The following is a 19910-nucleotide window of genomic DNA, read 5'->3' as shown; positions in this document are numbered from 1 at the left end:
CGGTGACTGGTCCCGTCTCCGCACTTCAACGTTCGGCGCGGAGGGGCGCGGGTTACTCCTCGGGTCGGGATTCCGCGTCGTCTGCGTCGGCGGGGTAGCCGAGAGAGTCGGCGAACCGGTCGAGTTCGTCGAGAACCGCCGACCTGTCGTCGGTTCCGCCGACGCAGACGACGAACGCGCCGTCGGTCGGCGCGTACACCTTCATCTCGCGGCCTTTCACCGAGTAGCAGGTGTCCGCGACGCGGACGAGATTCGCGTCCCGGAGGTTTTCGAGGTGGTGGCGGACGTTCTGGAGGGAGGTGTCCACCGCGTCGGCGAGTTCGGACGCCGTCGCGGGGGTCCGTTGGAGGGCGGCGAGCGTCGAACGAGCCGTCTCCGAGGAGAGACAGCCGATGAGTCGGTCTGCCTCGTCGTCGTCGAGCCAGAGGACGCGGAGGTCACCCTCGGCGCTCGAGACGTCGGCGTCCGACGGGAGGAGGGTCGACATATCGGCCAGTTCACATCTCCGTACCGTAAACATTTCGGAGCGAATCGGTCGCCGAAACGGCCGCGTCTGCCGATTCTCGCTCGCCTCGGGTTCAGTTTCGCGTGAGATACCCGGTCACGTACCGTTCGCGCGCGGCGAGTCGCCGGTACCCGGAAGCCGCCCGGTGAGATACAGCACCGTCAGCGAGACGACGACGACGACGAGACATCCCGCGAACGTCCGAAACACGGTGTCGAACCCGTAGCCCGCCTCGGTGAGAAAGCCGACGGCACCGCTCCCGTTGGCTTCGAGGAGAAGCGACGCGCCGCTGAAGACGGCGTAGGCGCTCCCGCGAACGTCCTCGGGGAGCGTGCCGAGAAGCCACGCGTCGAGCGCCGGAAAGAGGCTGTGGACGGTGTAGCCGACGACGGCGGTGACGACGAGCACCGGGACGAACCCCTGAACCGCGGTCAAAGCGAAAAGCGACGCGACGTAGGCGGCGAGAACGCAGATGAGATACGGAATCCGGGGGAGTCGGTCGGCGAGCGTTCCCGAGAGCCAAAAGGCGGGGACGCCCGCGGCGAAGACGACGGTGAGCATCGTGCTCGCGGCGTTTTGCGAGAACGCCTTCGCGGTGACGAGATAGGAGACGTAGAAGTTGAAAAGCCCCTGCCAGACGAACCCGGCGGTTGCGATGACGAACATCCCGGTGAGGATGAGTCGCCAGTGTCGGAGCGCTCCCGCGAAATCGCGGTCCGCGCCGGTTCCGGGTGTGCCGTCCATCCGGCGGACTATCGCGTAGAAGAGGCCCGTCGAGACGACGGCGGCGACGGCGAGCACCCAGAACGTCCCCCGCCACGACGCCGTCGCGAGAAAGTAGACGGCCATCGGCGCGGCGGCGACGGCGGCCAGTTGGGAGGCGGTGCCGTGGATGCCGATGCTCCGTCCGACGGCGTCGGGGTAGAGTTCGCCGACGAGGGGGACGGCGGCGACGAAGTACGCGCCGGAGGCGACGCCGATGGCGAACGCCCCGATTTGGAGCATCAGAATCGACGTCGCGGAGGCGGTGAACGCCGCGGCGGCGGCCAAAAGCACCCCGGTGGCGAGGACGATGCGGTGCCGCGACACGCGCGTCAGGAGATATCCGACGGGGATGCGCGGCAACGCCGTCCCCGTCCAGACGAGCGTCGTCACTATCCCGACGGCCGCGGGACCGACGCCGAACTGCGCTTGGAACGTCTCGACCAACGGCGCGAAGGCCGTCCGACCGAGGTTCACGAGAAAGACCAACCCGCAGAGCGTCCCGAACAGTGGTCGCGTCACGACTCGCGGTTCGTCCAACGCCGTGAGTAAAGTTGCGGAAGCGGTAGCGCCGACGCGCCGACGGACGCAACAGCCTTGGTCGCGCGGTCACACGGTCCGGAGTATGGACGTGACCGTACACGGCCCTCTCCGCGGTGTGACGGGGTCGAAGACGCTCTCTATCTCGGGGTTCGACGGCGACCCGACGGTTCGGGAGGTGCTCGACTGCCTCGCCGACGCTCATCCCCGGACCGAACCGCACCTGTTCGCAGACGACGGGACGGTTCGAGGGAGCGTTCGCGTGTTGCTCGACGGCGAGACGGCGGAACTGGACGCGACCTGTCCGGCGACCGCAGACGTCGGAATCGTTCCGGCGGTGCGCGGCGGCCGTCGGCCGGAGGGGTAGAGCGCGACGCGGGGGTTCAGACCTCGTAGTGGGCGCGAACCGCGTCCGCGAGGCCGGCGTCTTCGAGCAGTTCGACGGGTGCCAGCATCGACAGTTGGACGACGCCCGGCAGTCGGGCGATTTCGACGCCGCCGGTGAAGGTACACCGCGCCCGGACTTCGCCCTCCGAGACGTCGAAGAGCGACGATGCGCGGTCGAACGCGTTCTCGGTTGCGTCGTTGATGGTGGCCCCCGAACCGATGAACTGGACCGGCAGCGCGTCGCGCACCTCGTCTACGCCGTACTCCGCCGCGAGTTTCTCGCCGGTCTCTCGTTCCGCGTCGGTGTAGGGTCTCGCGATGTCGGGGAGGTCGGATTCGTTCGGCAGGAGGAGCGGTCCGTCGAGGTTGACGTCTTTGACCACTTCGACTTCGAGTTCCGTCGTCCCGCTGACGTCCGTCGTGTGAAGCGAGAGTTCGCCGTCGCCCTGATTGGCGTGCAGGTCGCCGACGTAGAGTCCCGCGCCGTCTATCTCGACCGGACAGACGAGCGTCGCGCCCGGACGGACGTCGTTCGAGTCGAGGTGGCCGTCGGTTCTCGCTTCGAGTTCGCTCTCGTCTTCGATGCCCCAGTCGTGACCGGCGCCGATGAGGAACTGTCCGAAGTCGCCGGCGTTGTGCGAGTCGGGGAGTTCGACCGTCGGAGTCGTCCCGATGTTGCCGACGAACGGTCGGAGGTGGCCGAGCGTCCCCGGAATCTCGTCGGGTTCGTACAGGAGAATTGGGTGTTGTCGCGAGTTCTCCGGCAGCGCCATGTTCTCTTCGGCGTTCGCCGCGAGGTCGGCGGCACCCTCGGGTCCGACGGTGAGTCCGACCGAGCGGTCGTCGTCGAAGACGACGGTGTAGCCGTACTCGAACCCGAACGAAGAGGCGTTCGCCCCGCAGTCCGCACAGCGAACGGCGTCCTCGCCCGTCCCCTCGACGACCGTCTCCGGCCACTCGGTGCCGCACTCCGGACAGCGGTGGTCGATGAACGGGTCGTCGCCGAACGCCCCGTCGCGTTCGGCCATGCTCCCGGTGCTGGTGGCGACGCTCGTCACCTCCACGTCCTTGATTCGGACGACGAGCGCGTCACCGGGTTCGGCGTTCTCGACGCGAATCGGTCGCGTCACCTCGTGGCCCCCGCGGAACTCGGGGGTTATCATCGGTCCCCAACACGCGGGGGGCGTGTGCGTCCGGACGGTGCCGCCGTCGGCTACGGTTCCGGCCCACTCTTGGTCCGGACCGACGAGCCCCAACGTGTACTGGTCTACCTCCAGTTCCTGCTGTATCTGTTGCGCCATCTCCTGATGGTACGTTATAGTTCGTTATAAAAAGGCGCCCGGCGGCGACCCGTACGGGGTTCCGGGCGGTTTACGACTGGAACGGCTCTTCGTCGCGGTGGTTGTCGACGTTCTCTTGTTCTTCGGCCTCTTCCTCGCGCATCTCGTCTTCTTCGTCCGGGTCGTCCGTCTCTCGGTCGGCGTCTACCTCGTCTGACTCCTCGGGGGACGACGCTCCGGCGTCGCCGCCGCCTTCGACCGAGATACCGTGTCCCTCCTCGTCTTCTATCTCGGGGTCGCGGTCCGTGACGTCCGCCTCGGTTTCGTCGGACATGGTCGTCGAGAGGGGCGACTCGGCGTTAGATGTGGCGGCCGTCGCCACCCCCTCGACCTATTATTCCGAGTAGAGATATTATGGACCTAGTTTGTGTGTACTTGTTATTCATATTTATGGGAAATGTTCATGTATCATCTCGACCACGGAGCTATCGTGATGAGGACGAACAGAATCGAAGACGCGGTGAGCGGATACGAGTTCCCGGCGACGAGCGCGGAGATAATCGACGCGTTCGGAGACGAGCGAATCGAACTCGCGAACGGGTCGGAGACGGTCGGCGACGTTCTCGGTCGGATGGGCGCGGAGGTGTACGACGGCCCCCGAGACGTCCACGACGCGGTGCTTTGCGGACTCGGCCACGAGGCCGTCGGTCGGCGGTACTACAGCGACCGGGACGCGCCGTCGCCCGGCGAGACCGGACCGACGCAGGTGTCGTTCTGACCGTTCGGTCTTCGGCGACCGAACGGCGACGCGACAGCCCCGGCCACCCCCTTTTACCACGCCGCCGACCGAACCCCGCGATATGATATCGAGCGAGCGGATGGCCGCGGTAGACGAGAACGCCGAGGCTCTCGGCGTCCCGCGGAAACAGCTCATGGAGTCGAGCGGGAACGCCGTCGCGCGGGCGGTTCGCCGCCTCGCAGAGCCCGAGTCGGCGGTGGCTATCGTCGCGGGACGCGGCAACAACGGCGGCGACGCCCTCGTCGCGGCGCGGTTCTTGGACGACTACGACCCGACGGTCCACCTCCTCGGCCGCCGGGAGACCGTCTCCACGGATATCGCGCGCGAGAACTGGGACGCTCTCGTCGTCGCGGAGTACGACGCGCGGACGGTAACCGACTCGAAGTCGCTCGAACTCGGCGACCCCGATATCGTCGTCGACGGGATGCTCGGAACCGGCGTCACGGGCGAACTCCGCGAACCCGAAGCGACCGCCGCGGACGCCATCGATGCCCTCGACGCGACGGTGCTCTCCGTGGACGTTCCGTCCGGTCTCGACGCGGACACGGGCGAGACGGCCGACGCCGCCGTCTCCGCGGACCACGTCGTCACCTTCCACGACCGGAAACCCGGCCTCTCTGACCTCGACGCCGACGTGACCGTCGCGGACATCGGCATCCCGGCGGCGGCGGAACTGTTCGTCGGACCGGGCGACCTGCGCTCGGTCCGTCGAGGCGTGCGCGGCGGCGACTCGCGCGTGTTCGTCGTCGGCGGCGGGCCGTACACCGGCGCGCCCGCCCTCGCCGGGCAGGCCGCCCTCCGCGCGGGGGCCGACCTCACGTTCGTCGCCGCCCCGGAGACGGTCGCCCCGCAGATACAGGGATACGCGGAGGACCTCATCGTACAGGACTACCCGGGCGACCACCTCACGCCCGACCAGGTGGACGGCCTCGTGCAGACGGCCCACGACTACGACGACGTGGTGGTCTTGGGCCCGGGACTCGGCGACGACGACGAGACGTTGACGGCTGCGCGGCGGTTCCTCGAAGCGTTCGAGGGCGACGCGGTAGTGGACGCCGACGCCCTCCCCGCCGTGCCGGAGGTGGACACCGACGCCACCCTCGTCTGCACGCCGAACCGCAGGGAACTGGCGAAGATGGGCGGTCCCGACGTCGACGGACCGCTTCGGGACGCGCTCGACGACATCGAGTCGTTCGCGGCCGACCTCGGCCACGTCGTGGTGGCGAAGGCGGCCGAGGATATCGTCACGGACGGCGAGCGAACGCGAATCGTGCGCGCGGGGACGCCGGCGATGACCGTCGGCGGCACCGGCGACACTCTCGCGGGGGTGATAGCCGGACTCTTCGGAACGCAGGACGCCTTCGACGCGGCGTGCGCCGCCCCGTTCGTCAACGGCCGCGCGGCCGAGCGTCTCGACGCGGAACGCGGCGACGGCCTCCTCGCGTCGGATCTGTTGGACGCCATCCCGCGAACGCTGTGGGGTGAGCGGTCGTGAGCGACGACGAGAGAGTCGGTGCGACCCCCGAACCGGACGCCGAGAGCGGCGACCTGACGCACGTAGACGAGGAGGGGAACGCCCAGATGGTCGACGTGGGAACAAAGCCCGACACGCGGCGGCGGGCCGTCGCGAAAGGCACTCTCTCTCTCACCGAGTCTACCGTCGAAGCCGTCCGAGACGACGACATCGGGAAGGGCGACGTGCTGGCGACGGCGCGAATCGGCGCGATTCAAGCGGTGAAACACACGTGGGAGACGATTCCGATGTGCCACCAGATACCGGTCACGAACGTCGAGACGACGTTCGACGCGGCGGCGACGGAGATTACGCTCACCGTCGCCGTCGAGACGACGGGGAAGACCGGATGCGAGATGGAGGCGCTTCAGGGCGTCACGACGGGACTGAACGTCGTCTGGGATATGGTGAAGGCCGCGGAGAAAGACGGCGACGGACAGTATCCGGACACCCGAATCGACGGCGTGCGCGTCGTGAAGAAAGAGAAGGAGACGATGTAGCTCCCGGCTCCAGCTCTCGGTGTATGATCTCTTTTTGAGCCGTGTAGAACCCACCACAGGCGTTTTCGGAGTTGATATTCGATTGCCAATATATATGTGCCCGAATTAGTTTACGTTCCTATATGTATTCAAAGTATGAATCTCTCCTCGGTATCGCTCTCGCCGCGATGGTCGTCCTCTCGGGACTGTCTCTCGGCGCGATAGGCGTCGCAACCGCGACCGAGTCGGTCTCCGAACCGTCGACGTCGCCGACGGTGACCGCCGCCGCGGAGACGCAGTCCGTCGGAAACAGTACGAACGTCTCCGTCGGATACAACGTCTCCGACGAGGTGGACGCGAGCCACGTCGAACTACTTCTGAGCAACGGGAGCGGAACCCAGTCCTCCGCGGCGCCGGGGACGGTCAACGGAACGCTCAACCTCACGCTCGGTCCGCGCAGTTCGGGCGGGGCGGAACGCGTCGTGACGTACGTGATCAACAACACTACGAGCGCCGCGAACGCGTCGGCGACGACCGTCGTTCCCACCGCGTCGCCGGTCGACATCGAGTCGTACACCGTCTCCGACACCTCGCCCGCGGTCGGTGAGAGCGTCACCGTGAACGCCACGCTGAACAACACGGCGAGCACGGAGCAGAACTTCACGGTCCGCGTCTACAAGTCCGACCGAGTTGTCTCCGACGCCGACAACGCGACGGTGACCCTCGCCGGAGACGAACGGCGGCACGTCGAACTGAACGTGACCTACGACCGAGAGGTGACGGCGAACCTGACCGTCAACGACGAGGCGCCGACCGAGGTGACCGTCGGGTCGGGTGGCGGGTCTACCGATGTCACGTACACGTCCGTCTCGGCGGCGAACACGTCGATTCCGCTGAACGAGTCGGGGAACGTCTCCGTCTCGTACGACCTCGCCGACGACGTGACGCCTGCGGACGCGGTGGTGAAACTGCGGAACCACAGTGCAACGCTCGACTCGAACGCGTCTCTCGTCGACAACGGCACGGTGAACCTGACCGTTCCGGCGCGGTCGGTCGCCGGGGCCAATAGGCTCGAAGTCGTCGTCCGGAACGCGACGGCGGACTCCTTCCTCGCCGAGACGGCGGCCAACGTCACCGTCGCGGGGAACGTCTCGGTCGAGTCCGTGACGGTGCCCGACGCCGCCGTCGCCTCGGCGGGGACGAACGTCACGGTGACGCTGAACAACACCGGACCGGTCGACGAATCGTACCGACTGCGCGTGTACGACGACGCGACGAGCACGTACTCGGTCGGGACGGAGTGGGTCTTCGTCCCCGCGGGGACGGAGGAGACGTACAACGTCTCCGCGGCGTACGCCGAGGGAACGCGGACGACCTACCTCGGTAACGAGAGTCACGGGACGACGGTCGTCTCCCCCGCCGCGACGGTCGAATCGGTCACCCACGTCTCCGGACCCGAGAACGCCACCGCCCTCTCCTCGGAGATAACCACCGGCGGGATGCTCGGCGTCGACCTCCGAAACGGGACGGAACAGGACCTCGCGGGGACGGGCGTCACCGAGTCGTCGGTGTTCGAGGTGGTCCTCCACGTGAACCACTCGTTCGACCCCGGACTCCTCGTCGCGAACGCCCGGAACGTCTCGTGGACCGTCGAGAACACGACCGAGCACTACGTCGTCACCGTCACGGCCCAACCGCTCGAATCGCAGTTCATGCGCGACGCGCCGTCGCTGGACAACTGGGACTCCCTCGACGACTCCGAGGACCGAGCGACCGACGAACTGCTGTGGTACTCCATCTCGTTCGTCGACGAGCGGTCGCTTCACAATGCGAACATGACGAACATGACCATCGCGACCGACGCGCAGACGTTCGGCGCGCCGCGGTACGACGCCGGAGAGGGCACGGTCGAAATCGACCTCGCGGCACCGCACTACACGGTCGACGGCGACACCAACGACGGCAGTTATCAGGCGACGATTCCGTCGGCGATGCTCTCGCAGTGGGGCGTCGAGAGCGCGGACGAACTCGCCGGGACGTACCGAGGGGAGTCAAAGACGCTCTCGACGACGACGAACCCCGACGGCAGCCTCGACGTGGCGATGGACGTCCACTACTCCAGCGGACGGGTGTCGCTGCGTCCGCAGGACGACACCACCTCGTCGTCCTCGTCGGAGTCCAGCGGTTCGACCGACGACGGTTCCGACGACGCAGACGAGTCGGCGGACGACGCGCCGGCCGCGAACGGGACGGACGACGGCGTCGTCGAAGCGACGACGAACGCCGACGGGTCGGCGTCGGCGACGGTCGAGAACGCCTCCGCGAACGAGACGGTTCGCGTCCGCTTCGGGGAGAACGACTCCGACACCGCCAGCGTGACGGAACTCGGAATCTCGCTCTCGAACGACACCGACTCGATGGGCGTCGACGTCGCCCCGCAGGAGACGGTGCCGAACGGGACGCCCGAACTCGACGCCGGCGGCGACGACGGCGCGTCCGACGGAGCGGTCGGATATCTCTCCATCGACGTCTCCGGCGCCGCCGACGAGGAGATAGCGAACGCGACGGTCGGCTTCGAGGTGTCGGAGTCGAAACTCGCCGCTCGGAACGTCTCGCCCGAGGACGTGCGCCTCTATCGCTTCCACGACGGGTCGTGGCGCGAACTGAACACGACGCACCTCGGCGACGGCCGATTCGAGGCGGAGACGCCCGGATTCTCCGTCTTCGCCGTCGGAACGAACGAGTCGGCGACCGACGCGTCCGCGGAGACGACGACGGCATCGACCGCCGGACCGTCCGAAGGTGAGACGGTGACCTTCGGGGCGGAGACGACGACTGCGGACGGAACGACCGAGAGCGAGGCACCCGGGTTCGGCGCGCTACCCGCGGCGGTCGCTCTCCCAGTCGCGGCGATGCTCCGTCGCCGTCGGAACTGAAAAACGAGTCGCGGGCGATTACGGCGAATCGACGACGCCGTCGGTCTCCGCCTGTCGGAGGTTCGCCGCCTTCGAGCGGACTTTCTCCACGATGGCCGGTTGGGCCTCGAACTCCAAGAACACCTGGTCGCCCTCGTACTCTTCGCTCTCGACGTGTCCGTGGTCGTGGACCCACGAGACGAGACTCATCGCGTCGTCGTTCATCGGGAGGAGCAGTCGCTCTCTCTCCCACGGCGGCAGTTCGTGTTCGATTCGGTCGCAGAGTTCCGCGACGTTCTCGCCGGTGAGGCCCGAGACGACCACCGGGTTCGGCGCGAGTGCGCTGAGAGCGTCCGTCTTCTCTTCGAGTTCGCCCTCGTCGAGTTTGTCGCACTTGTTCAGCACCGTCACGATGGGCGCTTCGTTTCGCTCGTACAGCGTGTCGTGGCAGGTGACGAGTTTCTCGCGCATCTCGTCGACGGGTTCCGAGGCGTCCACGACGAGGAGGACAAGGTCAGCGCGGTAGACGGAGTCGAGCGTGGACTTGAACGACTCGACCAACCAGTGCGGGAGGTCCGAGATGAACCCGACGGTGTCGGTCAAGAGGACGTTTCGGGTCCCGGTGTCGGCGCGGCGCGTCGTCGTCCCGAGCGTCGTGAACAGTCGGTCCTCGGACTCGGCGGTCGTCTCCAAGTCGGGGTGCAAGTCCTCGTTCTGCCCGACTTCGAGGTCCTCGGCGAGTCGTTGCATCAGCGTGGACTTCCCGGCGTTCGTGTAGCCCGCGAGAGCGACCAGGTCGAACCCCGACTCGCGACGTTCCTCTCGGCGCGTCTCCTCTTTGTCGGCGATGGAGTCGAGTTCGCGCTTGATGCGGGATATCTGGGCTTTGATGTCCTGTTCGCGCGACTGGTCGTACTCGCCGAGACCCATGAACCCCGGCCGTTCGTCGCGCGTCGCGAGAGACGCCTTCGCCTCCGCGCGCGGCAGTTCGTACCGGAGTTCCGCGAGTTCGACCTGCAGTTGCGCCTTCCGCGTGTTCGCTCGCTGGCCGAATATCTCCAAGATGAGCGTAAAGCGGTCGATCACCTCCGTCCCGTCGGGGAGTTTCGCCCCGATGTTGAACGTCTGGTAGGGGCCGAGTCGGTTGTCGACGATGACCGCCGCGGCGTCGACGTCGGCCATGAGCGTCGCTAACTCCTCTACTTTGCCCTCGCCGAAGTGGAACGCGGCGTCCTCGTCGCGACTCTGTGTGAGTTCACCGACGACGTCGTATCCGGCGGCGCGCGCGAGGTCGGTTATCTCCGAGAGGTCGGCCGTCCCCTCGTCGACTCGCTTTGCGACGACCGCTCTCGTTCCGTGATTCATCTGACCACCCGGCCCGTCCGCGTCGGACCGGTCGCGGTCGCAAATATTGCCTTCACGGTTCGGTTCGAACTGAAGGGTTCGACGCACTTGAACCCTCCTCGGACGCCGCCGGACCGACGTAGAGAGGAGATGTTACTTCGGCACCCCCGTTCGAGACGCGGCGTTCTGTGCGGTAACGACCATATCCCCGTTTGGATGCCGAACGCCTTGTATGTTCCCCGCTACCACGCGCTCTCGATTAAATATCTACCTTCTGACTGGTCAGTCACCACAAACATCTTATACCGTGACGAGTGAGAACGTCGTATGTCCGACCCGTTGCAACTATCACTCGACCCGACCGCTCTCGGAATCGACTTCGGGAGCGGTGCCGTCATCGGCGGGGTCATCGGTTTCGCGGCGAAGAAAGTCGCGAAACTCGTCGCCGTCATCGTCGGCGTCGAACTCGCCGTGTTCAAGTTCCTCGAATCGCGGGGCATCCTCACCGTGGACTGGGAACGCCTCTCTGCGGGACTCGTCACGAAGTCGCAGGACGCCGCGACGGGCGCGCCGCCCGATTGGCTGAGCAGTTTCCTCTCTACGCTCTCGGTTTCGGCGGGCTTTACCGGCGGATTCCTCGTCGGCTTCAAGAAGGGATAGTCCGCGTTCGGCTTCGACTCCGGACGGCGATTACGCCCGCGGTCCGACGGTCACCGCGTCTTCAGGTCGTCTTTGTCCTTGACGATTCGCGTCTCCGCCTCGCCCGATGTCATGTCGTTTATCATGTCGTAGAAGTCGTTCTGCATCCCGGCGGGGAACGTGACGACGCCGACCCACGACCCGTCGTTTTGCCACTCCTCGCGTTCGAGACTCCCGTACTCGCGGACCTGCGCCTGCGTCTTCCCGGCGTACTGCGCGGGAATCTGGACGGCTATCGTCACCTCGTCGAATCGGATGGGGATGACCGGTCTGAGGGCGTCGAGAGCGTCGTCGACCTGCGATTCGACCTTCTCCATCGGGTCGACTTTGAACCCGGCTTCCTCCAACGCGCGTTCGATGCGTTCGGGCGGGTGCGGCGCGTTGTCCATCTGCGGGTTGACCGCGTTGCGCGCGATGCGGTTTATGAGCTGTTTTCGCTTCTGTTCTTGCATCTCGCGGCGTTGCTCGGCCGTGATCTGTATCTCCCCGCGTCTGACCACCTCGGGGATTATCTCCATCGGGTCGGTCGTTCCGAACACCTCCTCTAAGTCCGTCTCGGCCGGTCTGTCGCCCCGAGAGGCGTCCTCAAACACGTCCTCTGCGGCGATGACGTCCTCTAACTCGCCGTCGAACTCGCCGCGCTTTATATCCAGTGCCGCGTCGGGGTCTACGAGAACCTCGAACCGTTCGCCGTGCGATTCGAGTCGGGCGGTGACCGCCTCGTCGAGTGAAATCATACGGGTAGATACTCGTCCCGAATTAAAAAGCCCTCCCCGACTGGACCGACGGGGCGTCGTCCGCGATACCGACACGTCGCGCCCTCGGGCGGCGACTACCGACGCGTCGAATCCGCCGTGACCGGGGTGCGAAGCGCTATATCGCCCGGCGTCCTCCGCGTCGGTATGAGTATCGAATCGACGCCCGACGGGGCAGAGGAGAGCCTCGAAGAGCGAATCGACCTGTTCGTGCGGCGGAACTTCCCGCAGATACAGATGCACGGCGGGGCCGCCGGAATCGACGCCGTGGACGAGGAGACGGGAACGGTCTGGATTTCGCTCACCGGCGCGTGTTCGGGGTGCGGCATCTCGCCGATGACCGTCCAAGCGCTGAAGTCGCGGATGGTCGCGGAGTTCGAGGCGGTGTCGGACGTCCACGTTTCGACCGGCGGGGCGTTCGACTACGAGGCGGACGCGGAGAGCGACCCCTTCGAGCGGAGTCGGTCGGACGCCCCGTTCTAGGCACCGCATTCGACACCGTAGGTGGTGACTACCGACCGATGCGGTCGGGCGACGCCCGAAATATGCTGCGTTTACTTATATTCAGTCAGTATGACTTGTCGTCCGGGAACAAAATGTCACGGAGTCACCGCAGACCGGAGAACGAGTCGAACGGAGAAGCGGCCCCCGGATACTACCACGTCGTCTGTCACGACTGTCGGGTAGAGTCGCTGGAGACGGACGCGGACGAGGCGCGCGACGCGGCGACTCGGCACGACGAGAAGACGGGTCACGACGTGACCGTCGGACGCCTCTGAGGGCCTCTCGAAAAGCCGTTCAGTTCGACAGTTGGTCGATAATCGCGACTAAGTCGTCTTTGTCCTGCACGCCGATGACCTGCTTTGCCTGTTCGCCGTCGGCGTAGAACTGAAGCGTCGGCACGGAGCGGATTCCCTGCTCTTGGGCGAGTTCCTGCAGTTCGTCTATGTCCACCTTCAGGACGACGGCGTCCGTCTCCGCGGCTATCTCTTCGACCGTCGGTTCGAGCATCTTGCACGGTCCGCACCAGTCCGCGTGGTAGTCGACGAGGACGACGTCGTTCTCGGCGACCAGTTCCTCTAACTGTGCTGCGCTCTCGACGTGGACGGGACTGCCGGTTGATTCGGGTGTACTCATAGAGAGACGTACAGTCGGGACTGCCTTAACTATTGAGCGTCTCTGTCCGCTCTCCGCACGACCGTCCGAGACTCGCCCTCGCGTCACCCCGAGTCACTCTCGCACTACGTCGTACGATAGAAGGACGCCGTCGTCCAGACGCTCTACCTCCCGAAGCGAGAGGGCCGTACCGTCGTCTGTGAACCCCTCGCCGTCGGCCAACGTCGGCGCGTCGCGTCCGCCGAGGACGAGCGATCCGACGTAGACGCTCAGTTCGTCCACCATCCCCGCCTCGAACAGCGAGAAGATGACTTCCCCGCCGCCTTCGACCATCACCGACGCCACGCCGCGAGATTCGAGCGACCGGAACGCTTCGGGAAGGGAGACGCGTTCGTCGCCCGCGACGACGACTGTCGCGCCCGCCGATTCGAGCGCGTCGATTCTGCGTTCGGGCGCGGCGTCCGAGACGAGAACGTACGTCGCCGCCGCGTCGTCCAGAATCCGCGCGTCCGTCGGTGTCCGCCCGCGGGAGTCCGCGACGACGCGGGCCGGGTTCGGCGGCCGACCGTCCGCCCGCCTGTTCGCTCGAAGCGACTCGTCGTCTACCGTGAGATGCGGGTCGTCGGCCAAGACGGTGCCGACGCCGACGAGGACGGCGTCGTTCGCCGCGCGGACCCGGTGGACTCTGGCGAAGTCCTCCTCGCCGCTTATTCGGACCTGTTCGCGGCGGCGGTTCGACAGTTTCCCGTCGACGCTCGTCGCGGCGTTGACGACGACGTGCATAGTTCTATCAGGTGTGCATCGGCGTATCCGAGTTTCGGTCCCGCGACCGGACGGACAGCAATTATATACGCTATCGTGGTATTGTGGCGCACATATGTCGCCAAAGATCCTGATGCTCGGCTGGGGGTTCCCTCCCAACGTGAGCGGTGGACTCGACACGCACGTCGGCGAGTTGTTCGATGGAATGCAAGCGAAGGGAGCCGACATCGAGTTGGTGCTTCCGGCCGAGTACGCCCCGGAGGGACGCGAAGATATCATCGGCGTCCCCACCGGCGACGGCGACATCATCACCCGTATCGGTCGGCTCAGTTCGACCTTCGCGGAACGCGCCGAAGACGCGGACATCGTTCACACGCACGACTGGTTCGGGTACGGTCCCGGGTCGCGGGCGAAGTCGAACGACGACGCCGACGTCGAGTGGGTGACGACGTTCCACTCGCTGTCGTCGGACCGGAACATCGACCCACCCAAACGGGAGAAAGAGACGGAACGCCGCGTCGTCGAACGCTGCGACCACCTGCTGGCGGTGAGCGAACTCCTCGCGAACAAGGTCAACGACGAGTACGGGAAGACGCCCGACGTCATCTACAACGGCTTTTCCACCGTCGATACGACCGGACGCGACCTGAAGGCGGAACTCGGCATCGACGGCGAGATGATCTTTTTCGTCGGAAGACACACAGACCAGAAAGGAATCTCGCATCTCGTCTACGCCCTCGAGAAACTCGACCGCGACGACGTGACGTTGGTGATGGGCGGGTCCGGCCACCTGACGGGCCAACTGAAGCGCTTCGCGGAACTGCTCGGCGTGGAGGACCGAATCGAGTGGGTCGGATACGTCCCCGAGGAGGAACTCGGCGACTACTACGCCTCCGCCGACCTGTTCGTCTCGCCGTCGTTGTCGGAACCGTTCGGCATCACCATCGTCGAAGCGCTCTCTGTGGGGACGCGCGTCGTCGCCACCGAAAGCGGTGCCGCGGAGGTGTTACCCGAAGACTGCGTCATCGAAGTCGAACCCGATTCGCACTCCATCGCCGACGGTATCGAGTACGGTCTCTCGCTCGAAGGGCCGCCGGAGTACGAACCGCTGACGTGGGACGAAGTCGTCGACCAGACCCTCGAGTTCTACGACCGAATCGCCTGAACGGACGGAAAAAGCGACGCTCGCATCTTCGACCGGTCTCCCCGCCGCCTCACCGCAGGACGCGAACGTCCGTCACGGGTTCGGGGTGGCGGATGCGATAGCCGTCCGCCGTCGGCACGAGGCCCTCCTTCGGGAGACTCTGCCGCGCGGGTTGGTACGGGCTGTCGGTGTCCGCAGACTGATAGGGACTGTCGGAACTGGGGGACTGATAGGGGCTGTCGGCCTCCGCAGACTGGTACGGGCTGTCGGAACTGGGGGACTGATAGGGGCTGTCGTCTCTCTGTTTCGCGTCCCGGTCGAAATCTTCGGGCGGGAGGTAGATTCGCTCCCCGGACTCGGACCGGACGATGACCGCCGTATCTCGGTCACCGCGCATCGTCAGTTCCGTCTTCCCGTCTTTCACCTCGAAGCTGAAGGTGACGGACTCCGCGTCCTCCTCTTCGTCGTTTTCGTCTGGTGACGCTGCCATACGTTGCCAACCGTCGCCCCGTCACTTAGCAGTTCGTGCTCTCGGCGACTCGTGGCCCACCTCGCGACGGGTTCGCGAGGGGGTGAGCGGTGACCGCGACCCTGCGCCGGAAACCCTTTTTACGGTACGAGAGCGAATCTTCAGGCGATGGACGTAGACGACCATGCCGAGGAACTCGCCTCCACCCTCGGCGTAGACAAAGCGGAGGTCAAATCCGACCTACAGAACCTCTTGGAGTACAGCGTCCCGATAGACGAGGCGAAACAGAGCATCCGACGCAAGCACGGCGGCGACTCCGGAGGTAGCGGGGGGTCCCCCACCTCGCGCGATATCGCGGACATCACCACCGAGGACGGAAACGTCACCGTCACCGCGCGCGTGTTGACCGTCGGCCGACGCTCGATTCGCTATCAGGGCGAAGAACAGACCATCCGAGAGGGCGAACTCGCGGACGAGACGGGAAAGATATCCTACACCGCGTGGGAGGACTTCGGCTTCGAACCCGGAGACTCCGTCACCGTCGGCAACGCGGGCGTCCGCGAGTGGGACGGCGAACCGGAACTGAACCTCGGGTCCAGTTCCACCGTCGCCGTCGAGACGACGCCCGTCGAGACGCCGTACGACGTGGGCGGGGAGACCGACCTCGTGAACGTCCGCGCGGGTGACCGCGGCCGGACGGTCGAAGTCCGCGTCCTCGAATCCGAGGAACGCACCATAGACGGTCGCAACGGCGAGACGCTCATCCGGTCGGGCGTCGTCGCCGACGAGACGGGCCGCCTCCCCTTCACCGACTGGGGGGCGCGCTCCGACCTTCGGGAGAGCGCTGACCTCCGGTTCGAGGACGTGTACGCCCGCGAGTTCCGCGGCGTCCCTCAGATAAACCTCTCGGAGTTCACCACGGTCACGCCCGTGGGTCGGGAGGTGACGGTCAACGAATCGGCCCCGCGGATGGGAATCGGCGAAGCGGTCGGCTCCGGCGGGATGTTCGACGTCGAGGTGACGGGCAACCTGCTCGAAGTCCGCGACGGCTCCGGCCTCATCGAACGCTGCCCCGACTGCGGGCGCGTCCTGCAGAACGGCCAGTGTCGCTCCCACGGCGACGTGGCGGGCGAAGACGACATGCGCGTGAAGGCCATCCTCGACGACGGCACCGGGACGGTCACCGTCGTCTTGGACCGCGACCTGACGGAGACGCTGTACGGCGGGACGATGGACGAGGCGATGGAACAGGCTCGCGAGGCGATGGACAAGGAAGTCGTCGCCGACGATATCCGAGACACCGTCGTCGGGCGCGAGTTCCGCATCCGCGGCAACCTCTCTGTGGACGACTACGGCGCGAACCTCGAAGCCAACGAGTTCGAGGAGACGGCGGACGACCCGGCCGAACGCGCCGCCGCCCTCCGCGAGGAGGTGGGCGCATGAGCGTCGTCGAGAACCGCCGCGAGGTGGCCTACCGCATGTTCGCCGCCGAGTTCGACGACGCCTCCCTCTCGTACTCGGAGGGCGACGAGGAACGCGCGCCGAACTACGTCGTGACGCCCACCGGCGCGCGGGTGAACCGCCTGTTCGCCGTCGGCGTCCTCACGGAGATAGAGAACGTAAACGAGGAGGTGCTCCGGGGCCGCATCGTCGACCCCTCCGGCGCGTTCGTCACCTACGCCGGACAGTACCAACCCGAGGCGATGGCGTTCTTGGACCGGGCGACGCCGCCCGCGTTCGTCTCTCTGACGGGGAAGGCGCGGACGTACCAACCCGAGGATTCCGACCGCGTGTTCACCTCGGTTCGCCCCGAGAGCATCAACGACGTGGACGCCGACACGCGCGACCGGTGGGTCGTCTCCGCGGCGGAGGCCACCCTCGAACGCGTGGCGACGTTCGCGGCGGCGTTGGAGATGGACGAACGCGGCGACGACTTGCGCCGCGCACTCGAAGCCCGCGGCGTGGACGAGTCGCTCGCGACGGGCATCCCGATGGCCATCGACCACTACGGGACGACCGAACACTACCTCGAAGCGGTCCGACGCCTCGCCGTCGAGGCGTTGGACCTCGTCTCCGGTGACCGCGAGTCCGTGAGTTCACTCGACGTCGCGCCCGGTGACGACGGGCCGGACACGCTGGGGTCACTTCCGGAACTCGACCTCGGCGACTACTCGCCGGTCGAACCGGCGGCCGAGGCGACCGACGAGGACGCACTCGAAGACGAACTGACCGCGGCGGAGACGGTCGAATCCACCGTCGAAGACGCAGACGGACTGGCGGGCGAAGACGCCGTCTCCGAAGCGGACGTCGCGGTGGCCGACGACGCGGCGGCCGACGTACAGACGGCCGACGGCGACGCCGAAACGACGGATGCAGACGAGACGGGCGCGGAGTCGAGGGCGACCGACTCCCCCGCGGCGGAGACGGCGGCGTCCGACCCCGAGGACGCGACGACGACGCCGGAACCGGTTCCGGACGCGGGCGAGACGGCGGCCGAGGGCGTCGAGGAGACGCCGGAACCCGCCGGAGACGCGTCGTCGGTCGTCGAATCCGACGACGCGCCGACCGACCCCGAACCGGGAGCGTCGGCCGGTGCGGACGCGACCGGAGACGACGCCGACGCGACCGAGGAGTTGGGCGACTTCGGCGGCGACGAACCCGCAGACGAGGACGCTCCCGCCTCGTCGGACGAACTCGGCGACTTCGCGACCGACGAGTCGCCGACCGCCGAGTCCGACGAACTGACCGCCAACGGGGCCGACGCGGACTCCGACTCGACCGACGAAGCGGCCGCCGCGCCCTCGACGGACGAGATGTACGAGATGGACGAGGAGGAACGCCGCGAAGTCGAAGAGGAGTTCGGCACCGAGTTCTCCACCGGTACTGAGGTCGAAGCGCCCGGCGAGGCCGACATCGACGTTGCCGAGGGAACCTCGGCAAGCGATCGGGCCTCGCCTGACGACGTTGCCGATGCCGACGAGGTAGCCGGGGAGTCCGGCCCGGCGTCGGGAGGGGTGGACGCCGAGACGGCGACGACCGAGTCCGAATCGGTCGAGACTGCGGCGGCCGACGAGTCGGAGACGGTCGAAGCCGATTCGGACGCCGACGAATCCGAACCCGCGGCGGACGTGAACCTCGAAGACGCCGCGGTCGACGTGATGTCGGAGTTAGACGACGGCGACGGTGCGGACCGAGAGGCGGTCGTCGCCGCCGTCGTGGACCAGTACGGCGCGGACGAAAGCGACGTCGAGGACGCAATCGAGGACGCGCTGATGGGCGGGAAATGCTACGAACCCGCGGAAGGGACGCTGAAGTCCATCTGAGAGACGATGACAGATTCGCGCCCGTTGGTCGAACCCGTCTCCGGCGAACCGGCGGCCGTCGCCGACGTCGGCCGAGAGCGTGCGTTAGTCGTCGCCGACTACCACGCCGGAATCGAGGCGGGCCTGCGGTACGAACGCGGCGTCGAACTCGATAGCCACGCGGAGGTCCGACGCGCCCGGATTCGGAGTCTCCTCGACCGGACGGACCCGGACAGACTGGTCGTCCTCGGCGACTTGGGTCACCAAATCGGGAATCCGAAGGGCGACGAGGAGGGCGAACTCGCCGCGTTCGCGGAGATGGTCACCGACCGGGTGCCCGTCACTCTCGTCCGCGGCAACCACGACGGCGGCATCGAAGAGCAACTCGCCCCCGAGTTCGGCGACCGGTTCGTCGTCACCGACGGGGCGGGCGTCCGTCTCGGCGACGTGGGGTTCGTCCACGGACACCGGTGGCCGAAGCGAGAGGTGCTCGAAGCCGACATCGTCTGTTCGGCGCACGAACACCCCGCCGTCAGACTGGAAGACTCGGTCGGCGGCGGACGCAAAGAACGGGCGTGGCTTCGCGGCCCTCTCCGCCCCGAACCGTTCGCCGACCACCTCGGACTCGACGTCGGCGGGCGCGGTCCGTCGGACCGACGGGCGAAGCCTGCCGATACCGCCGAACTCGACTGGAAGTCGCCCGAACTCGTCGTCTTCCCGGCGTTCAACGACCGGTCCGGCGGGACGTGGGTCAACGTCGACGGGCAGGGCTTTCTATCGCCGTTCCTCCCCGACGCCCTCCGCTCTGCGGACGCGTATCTCCTCGACGGGACGCGCCTCGGCGCGTACGACTCCCTGTGAGGGTGCGGGGGCGACGCCGACGTTAGTTCGAGAGACACTCTCTGTTTCGGCGGCAATACGACATTTCCGTCCGCCGGGAGTGTGAGACGGTATGAAGCTCTCTACGATAGTCGCGGTTCTCGGCGTAGCGCTGTTCGTCCTCCCCGTACCCGGCACGTTCGTCGGCGGCGGTATCGTCCTCCTCGGCGGCATCGCCTTGCGACTGCTGGGGAAGTAATCACTCGACGTCCATCCGGTTTCGGACGCCGAGAGCGGTGCGCTTAATCCGCTCGCACCAC

At 66.6% G+C, this 19910-nt stretch carries 22 protein-coding genes; 13 read left to right on the top strand and 9 right to left on the bottom strand.

The annotated features are described in order from the left end of the window. Nucleotides 1–52: 52 nt before the first annotated feature. Both BM167_RS06745 and BM167_RS06740 read right to left on the bottom strand, forming a co-directional pair. On the bottom strand, nt 53–487 hold the full coding sequence (locus BM167_RS06745; RefSeq protein WP_092890567.1) for an ArsR/SmtB family transcription factor: 435 nt from the start codon (nt 485–487) through the stop codon (nt 53–55). Between the two features lie 114 nt (nt 488–601). Then, a complete protein-coding gene (locus tag BM167_RS06740) occupies nt 602–1789 on the bottom strand; it encodes an MFS transporter (RefSeq protein ID WP_092890564.1) in 1188 nt (395 codons plus the stop codon). A 103-nt stretch (nt 1790–1892) separates the two neighbouring features. Here BM167_RS06740 and BM167_RS06735 point away from each other — a divergent pair, with 103 nt between their 5' ends. Next, the gene (locus BM167_RS06735; protein ID WP_092890561.1) at nt 1893–2174 is read left to right on the top strand and encodes a ubiquitin-like small modifier protein 1; all 282 of its coding nucleotides are present in this window, start codon (nt 1893–1895) and stop codon (nt 2172–2174) included. A gap of 16 nt (nt 2175–2190) precedes the next feature. Here the strand turns inward: BM167_RS06735 and BM167_RS06730 are convergent, their stop codons facing one another. Both BM167_RS06730 and BM167_RS06725 read right to left on the bottom strand, forming a co-directional pair. After that, a complete protein-coding gene (locus tag BM167_RS06730) occupies nt 2191–3495 on the bottom strand; it encodes an acetamidase/formamidase family protein (protein WP_092890558.1) in 1305 nt (434 codons plus the stop codon). A gap of 70 nt (nt 3496–3565) precedes the next feature. Continuing rightward, entirely contained in the window at nt 3566–3808 is a 243-nt protein-coding gene (locus BM167_RS06725) for a hypothetical protein (RefSeq protein WP_092891148.1), read from the bottom strand. A 159-nt stretch (nt 3809–3967) separates the two neighbouring features. Between BM167_RS06725 and BM167_RS06720 the strand changes: the two genes are divergently transcribed. The 4 genes from BM167_RS06720 to BM167_RS06705 all read left to right on the top strand — a co-directional run bounded on the left by BM167_RS06720 (nt 3968) and on the right by BM167_RS06705 (nt 9201). Further along, the gene (locus BM167_RS06720; RefSeq protein WP_092891146.1) at nt 3968–4252 is read left to right on the top strand and encodes a DUF5789 family protein; all 285 of its coding nucleotides are present in this window, start codon (nt 3968–3970) and stop codon (nt 4250–4252) included. 82 nt (nt 4253–4334) lie between these two features. Further along, nucleotides 4335–5768 carry an NAD(P)H-hydrate dehydratase gene (locus BM167_RS06715; protein ID WP_092890555.1) on the top strand — a complete coding sequence of 478 codons (1434 nt, stop codon included), beginning with the start codon at nt 4335–4337 and terminating at the stop codon, nt 5766–5768. Then, a complete protein-coding gene (gene moaC, locus BM167_RS06710; protein ID WP_092890552.1) occupies nt 5765–6286 on the top strand; it encodes a cyclic pyranopterin monophosphate synthase MoaC in 522 nt (173 codons plus the stop codon). The genes BM167_RS06715 and moaC overlap by 4 nt, the downstream gene beginning before the upstream one ends. Nucleotides 6287–6408: 122 nt before the next feature. After that, nucleotides 6409–9201, top strand: coding sequence for a PGF-pre-PGF domain-containing protein (locus tag BM167_RS06705; RefSeq protein ID WP_245781313.1), 2793 nt, complete (start codon nt 6409–6411; stop codon nt 9199–9201). 18 nt (nt 9202–9219) lie between these two features. On the opposite strand, the gene hflX is transcribed toward BM167_RS06705, so the two are convergent. After that, entirely contained in the window at nt 9220–10545 is a 1326-nt protein-coding gene (gene hflX, locus BM167_RS06700) for a GTPase HflX (RefSeq protein WP_092891142.1), read from the bottom strand. 306 nt (nt 10546–10851) lie between these two features. Here hflX and BM167_RS06695 point away from each other — a divergent pair, with 306 nt between their 5' ends. Next, nucleotides 10852–11184: an FUN14 domain-containing protein gene (locus BM167_RS06695; protein WP_092890549.1), complete on the top strand. Its 333-nt coding sequence runs from the start codon at nt 10852–10854 to the stop codon at nt 11182–11184. A gap of 50 nt (nt 11185–11234) precedes the next feature. On the opposite strand, the gene BM167_RS06690 is transcribed toward BM167_RS06695, so the two are convergent. After that, nucleotides 11235–11960 carry a ribosome assembly factor SBDS gene (locus tag BM167_RS06690; RefSeq protein WP_092890546.1) on the bottom strand — a complete coding sequence of 242 codons (726 nt, stop codon included), beginning with the start codon at nt 11958–11960 and terminating at the stop codon, nt 11235–11237. Nucleotides 11961–12125: 165 nt separating this feature from the next. Here BM167_RS06690 and BM167_RS06685 point away from each other — a divergent pair, with 165 nt between their 5' ends. Both BM167_RS06685 and BM167_RS06680 read left to right on the top strand, forming a co-directional pair. Continuing rightward, nucleotides 12126–12461 carry a NifU family protein gene (locus tag BM167_RS06685; protein ID WP_092890543.1) on the top strand — a complete coding sequence of 112 codons (336 nt, stop codon included), beginning with the start codon at nt 12126–12128 and terminating at the stop codon, nt 12459–12461. A gap of 113 nt (nt 12462–12574) precedes the next feature. Beyond that, complete coding sequence (locus BM167_RS06680) at nt 12575–12757, top strand: hypothetical protein (RefSeq protein ID WP_092890540.1); 183 nt, start codon at nt 12575–12577, stop codon at nt 12755–12757. 19 nt (nt 12758–12776) lie between these two features. On the opposite strand, the gene trxA is transcribed toward BM167_RS06680, so the two are convergent. Both trxA and BM167_RS06670 read right to left on the bottom strand, forming a co-directional pair. Then, nucleotides 12777–13115 (bottom strand): thioredoxin, encoded by a 339-nt coding sequence (trxA, locus tag BM167_RS06675; RefSeq protein ID WP_092890537.1) that lies wholly within the window; start codon nt 13113–13115, stop codon nt 12777–12779. A 93-nt stretch (nt 13116–13208) separates the two neighbouring features. After that, complete coding sequence (locus BM167_RS06670) at nt 13209–13877, bottom strand: 2,5-diamino-6-(ribosylamino)-4(3H)-pyrimidinone 5'-phosphate reductase (RefSeq protein ID WP_092890534.1); 669 nt, start codon at nt 13875–13877, stop codon at nt 13209–13211. Between the two features lie 112 nt (nt 13878–13989). Here BM167_RS06670 and BM167_RS06665 point away from each other — a divergent pair, with 112 nt between their 5' ends. Continuing rightward, complete coding sequence (locus tag BM167_RS06665) at nt 13990–15021, top strand: glycosyltransferase family 4 protein (protein WP_092891140.1); 1032 nt, start codon at nt 13990–13992, stop codon at nt 15019–15021. A gap of 49 nt (nt 15022–15070) precedes the next feature. Here the strand turns inward: BM167_RS06665 and BM167_RS06660 are convergent, their stop codons facing one another. Then, the gene (locus BM167_RS06660; protein ID WP_092890531.1) at nt 15071–15490 is read right to left on the bottom strand and encodes a DUF7510 family protein; all 420 of its coding nucleotides are present in this window, start codon (nt 15488–15490) and stop codon (nt 15071–15073) included. A gap of 147 nt (nt 15491–15637) precedes the next feature. Between BM167_RS06660 and BM167_RS06655 the strand changes: the two genes are divergently transcribed. From BM167_RS06655 to BM167_RS18865, 4 genes are all read left to right on the top strand, one after another. Further along, on the top strand, nt 15638–16912 hold the full coding sequence (locus BM167_RS06655) for a Single-stranded DNA binding protein (RefSeq protein WP_092890528.1): 1275 nt from the start codon (nt 15638–15640) through the stop codon (nt 16910–16912). Next, nucleotides 16909–18792: a hypothetical protein gene (locus BM167_RS06650; protein WP_092890525.1), complete on the top strand. Its 1884-nt coding sequence runs from the start codon at nt 16909–16911 to the stop codon at nt 18790–18792. Before BM167_RS06655 ends, BM167_RS06650 begins: the two co-directional genes overlap by 4 nt. 6 nt (nt 18793–18798) lie before the next feature. Beyond that, nucleotides 18799–19632, top strand: a complete 834-nt coding sequence (locus tag BM167_RS06645; RefSeq protein ID WP_092890522.1) for a metallophosphoesterase — start codon at nt 18799–18801, stop codon at nt 19630–19632. A gap of 91 nt (nt 19633–19723) precedes the next feature. After that, on the top strand, nt 19724–19849 hold the full coding sequence (locus BM167_RS18865) for a hypothetical protein (RefSeq protein ID WP_281244622.1): 126 nt from the start codon (nt 19724–19726) through the stop codon (nt 19847–19849). Nucleotides 19850–19910 lie beyond the last annotated feature (61 nt).

Origin of the sequence: Halopelagius inordinatus, assembly GCF_900113245.1 — an archaeon.
Lineage (GTDB): Archaea > Halobacteriota > Halobacteria > Halobacteriales > Haloferacaceae > Halopelagius > Halopelagius inordinatus.
The sequence above is the reverse complement of the archived record's forward strand: the minus strand, read 5'-3'. Positions and strand labels throughout refer to the sequence as shown.

Bases quoted from the DNA above. Each gene is read 5' to 3' on its own strand.
- BM167_RS06730 (WP_092890558.1), bottom strand. From the start codon at position 3,495: ATGGCGCAACAGATACAGCAGGAACTGGAGGTAGACCAGTACACGTTG.
- BM167_RS06645 (WP_092890522.1), top strand. From the start codon at position 18,799: ATGACAGATTCGCGCCCGTTGGTCGAACCCGTCTCCGGCGAACCGGCG.
- BM167_RS06655 (WP_092890528.1), top strand. From the start codon at position 15,638: ATGGACGTAGACGACCATGCCGAGGAACTCGCCTCCACCCTCGGCGTA.
- BM167_RS06705 (WP_245781313.1), top strand. From the start codon at position 6,409: ATGTATTCAAAGTATGAATCTCTCCTCGGTATCGCTCTCGCCGCGATG.
- BM167_RS06745 (WP_092890567.1), bottom strand. From the start codon at position 487: ATGTCGACCCTCCTCCCGTCGGACGCCGACGTCTCGAGCGCCGAGGGT.
- BM167_RS06725 (WP_092891148.1), bottom strand. From the start codon at position 3,808: ATGTCCGACGAAACCGAGGCGGACGTCACGGACCGCGACCCCGAGATA.
- BM167_RS06680 (WP_092890540.1), top strand. From the start codon at position 12,575: ATGTCACGGAGTCACCGCAGACCGGAGAACGAGTCGAACGGAGAAGCG.
- BM167_RS06720 (WP_092891146.1), top strand. From the start codon at position 3,968: ATGAGGACGAACAGAATCGAAGACGCGGTGAGCGGATACGAGTTCCCG.
- BM167_RS06715 (WP_092890555.1), top strand. From the start codon at position 4,335: ATGATATCGAGCGAGCGGATGGCCGCGGTAGACGAGAACGCCGAGGCT.
- BM167_RS06690 (WP_092890546.1), bottom strand. From the start codon at position 11,960: ATGATTTCACTCGACGAGGCGGTCACCGCCCGACTCGAATCGCACGGC.
- BM167_RS06650 (WP_092890525.1), top strand. From the start codon at position 16,909: ATGAGCGTCGTCGAGAACCGCCGCGAGGTGGCCTACCGCATGTTCGCC.
- BM167_RS06670 (WP_092890534.1), bottom strand. From the start codon at position 13,877: ATGCACGTCGTCGTCAACGCCGCGACGAGCGTCGACGGGAAACTGTCG.
- BM167_RS06665 (WP_092891140.1), top strand. From the start codon at position 13,990: ATGCTCGGCTGGGGGTTCCCTCCCAACGTGAGCGGTGGACTCGACACG.
- BM167_RS18865 (WP_281244622.1), top strand. From the start codon at position 19,724: ATGAAGCTCTCTACGATAGTCGCGGTTCTCGGCGTAGCGCTGTTCGTC.
- trxA (WP_092890537.1), bottom strand. From the start codon at position 13,115: ATGAGTACACCCGAATCAACCGGCAGTCCCGTCCACGTCGAGAGCGCA.
- hflX (WP_092891142.1), bottom strand. From the start codon at position 10,545: ATGAATCACGGAACGAGAGCGGTCGTCGCAAAGCGAGTCGACGAGGGG.
- BM167_RS06735 (WP_092890561.1), top strand. From the start codon at position 1,893: ATGGACGTGACCGTACACGGCCCTCTCCGCGGTGTGACGGGGTCGAAG.
- BM167_RS06695 (WP_092890549.1), top strand. From the start codon at position 10,852: ATGTCCGACCCGTTGCAACTATCACTCGACCCGACCGCTCTCGGAATC.
- BM167_RS06685 (WP_092890543.1), top strand. From the start codon at position 12,126: ATGAGTATCGAATCGACGCCCGACGGGGCAGAGGAGAGCCTCGAAGAG.
- BM167_RS06660 (WP_092890531.1), bottom strand. From the start codon at position 15,490: ATGGCAGCGTCACCAGACGAAAACGACGAAGAGGAGGACGCGGAGTCC.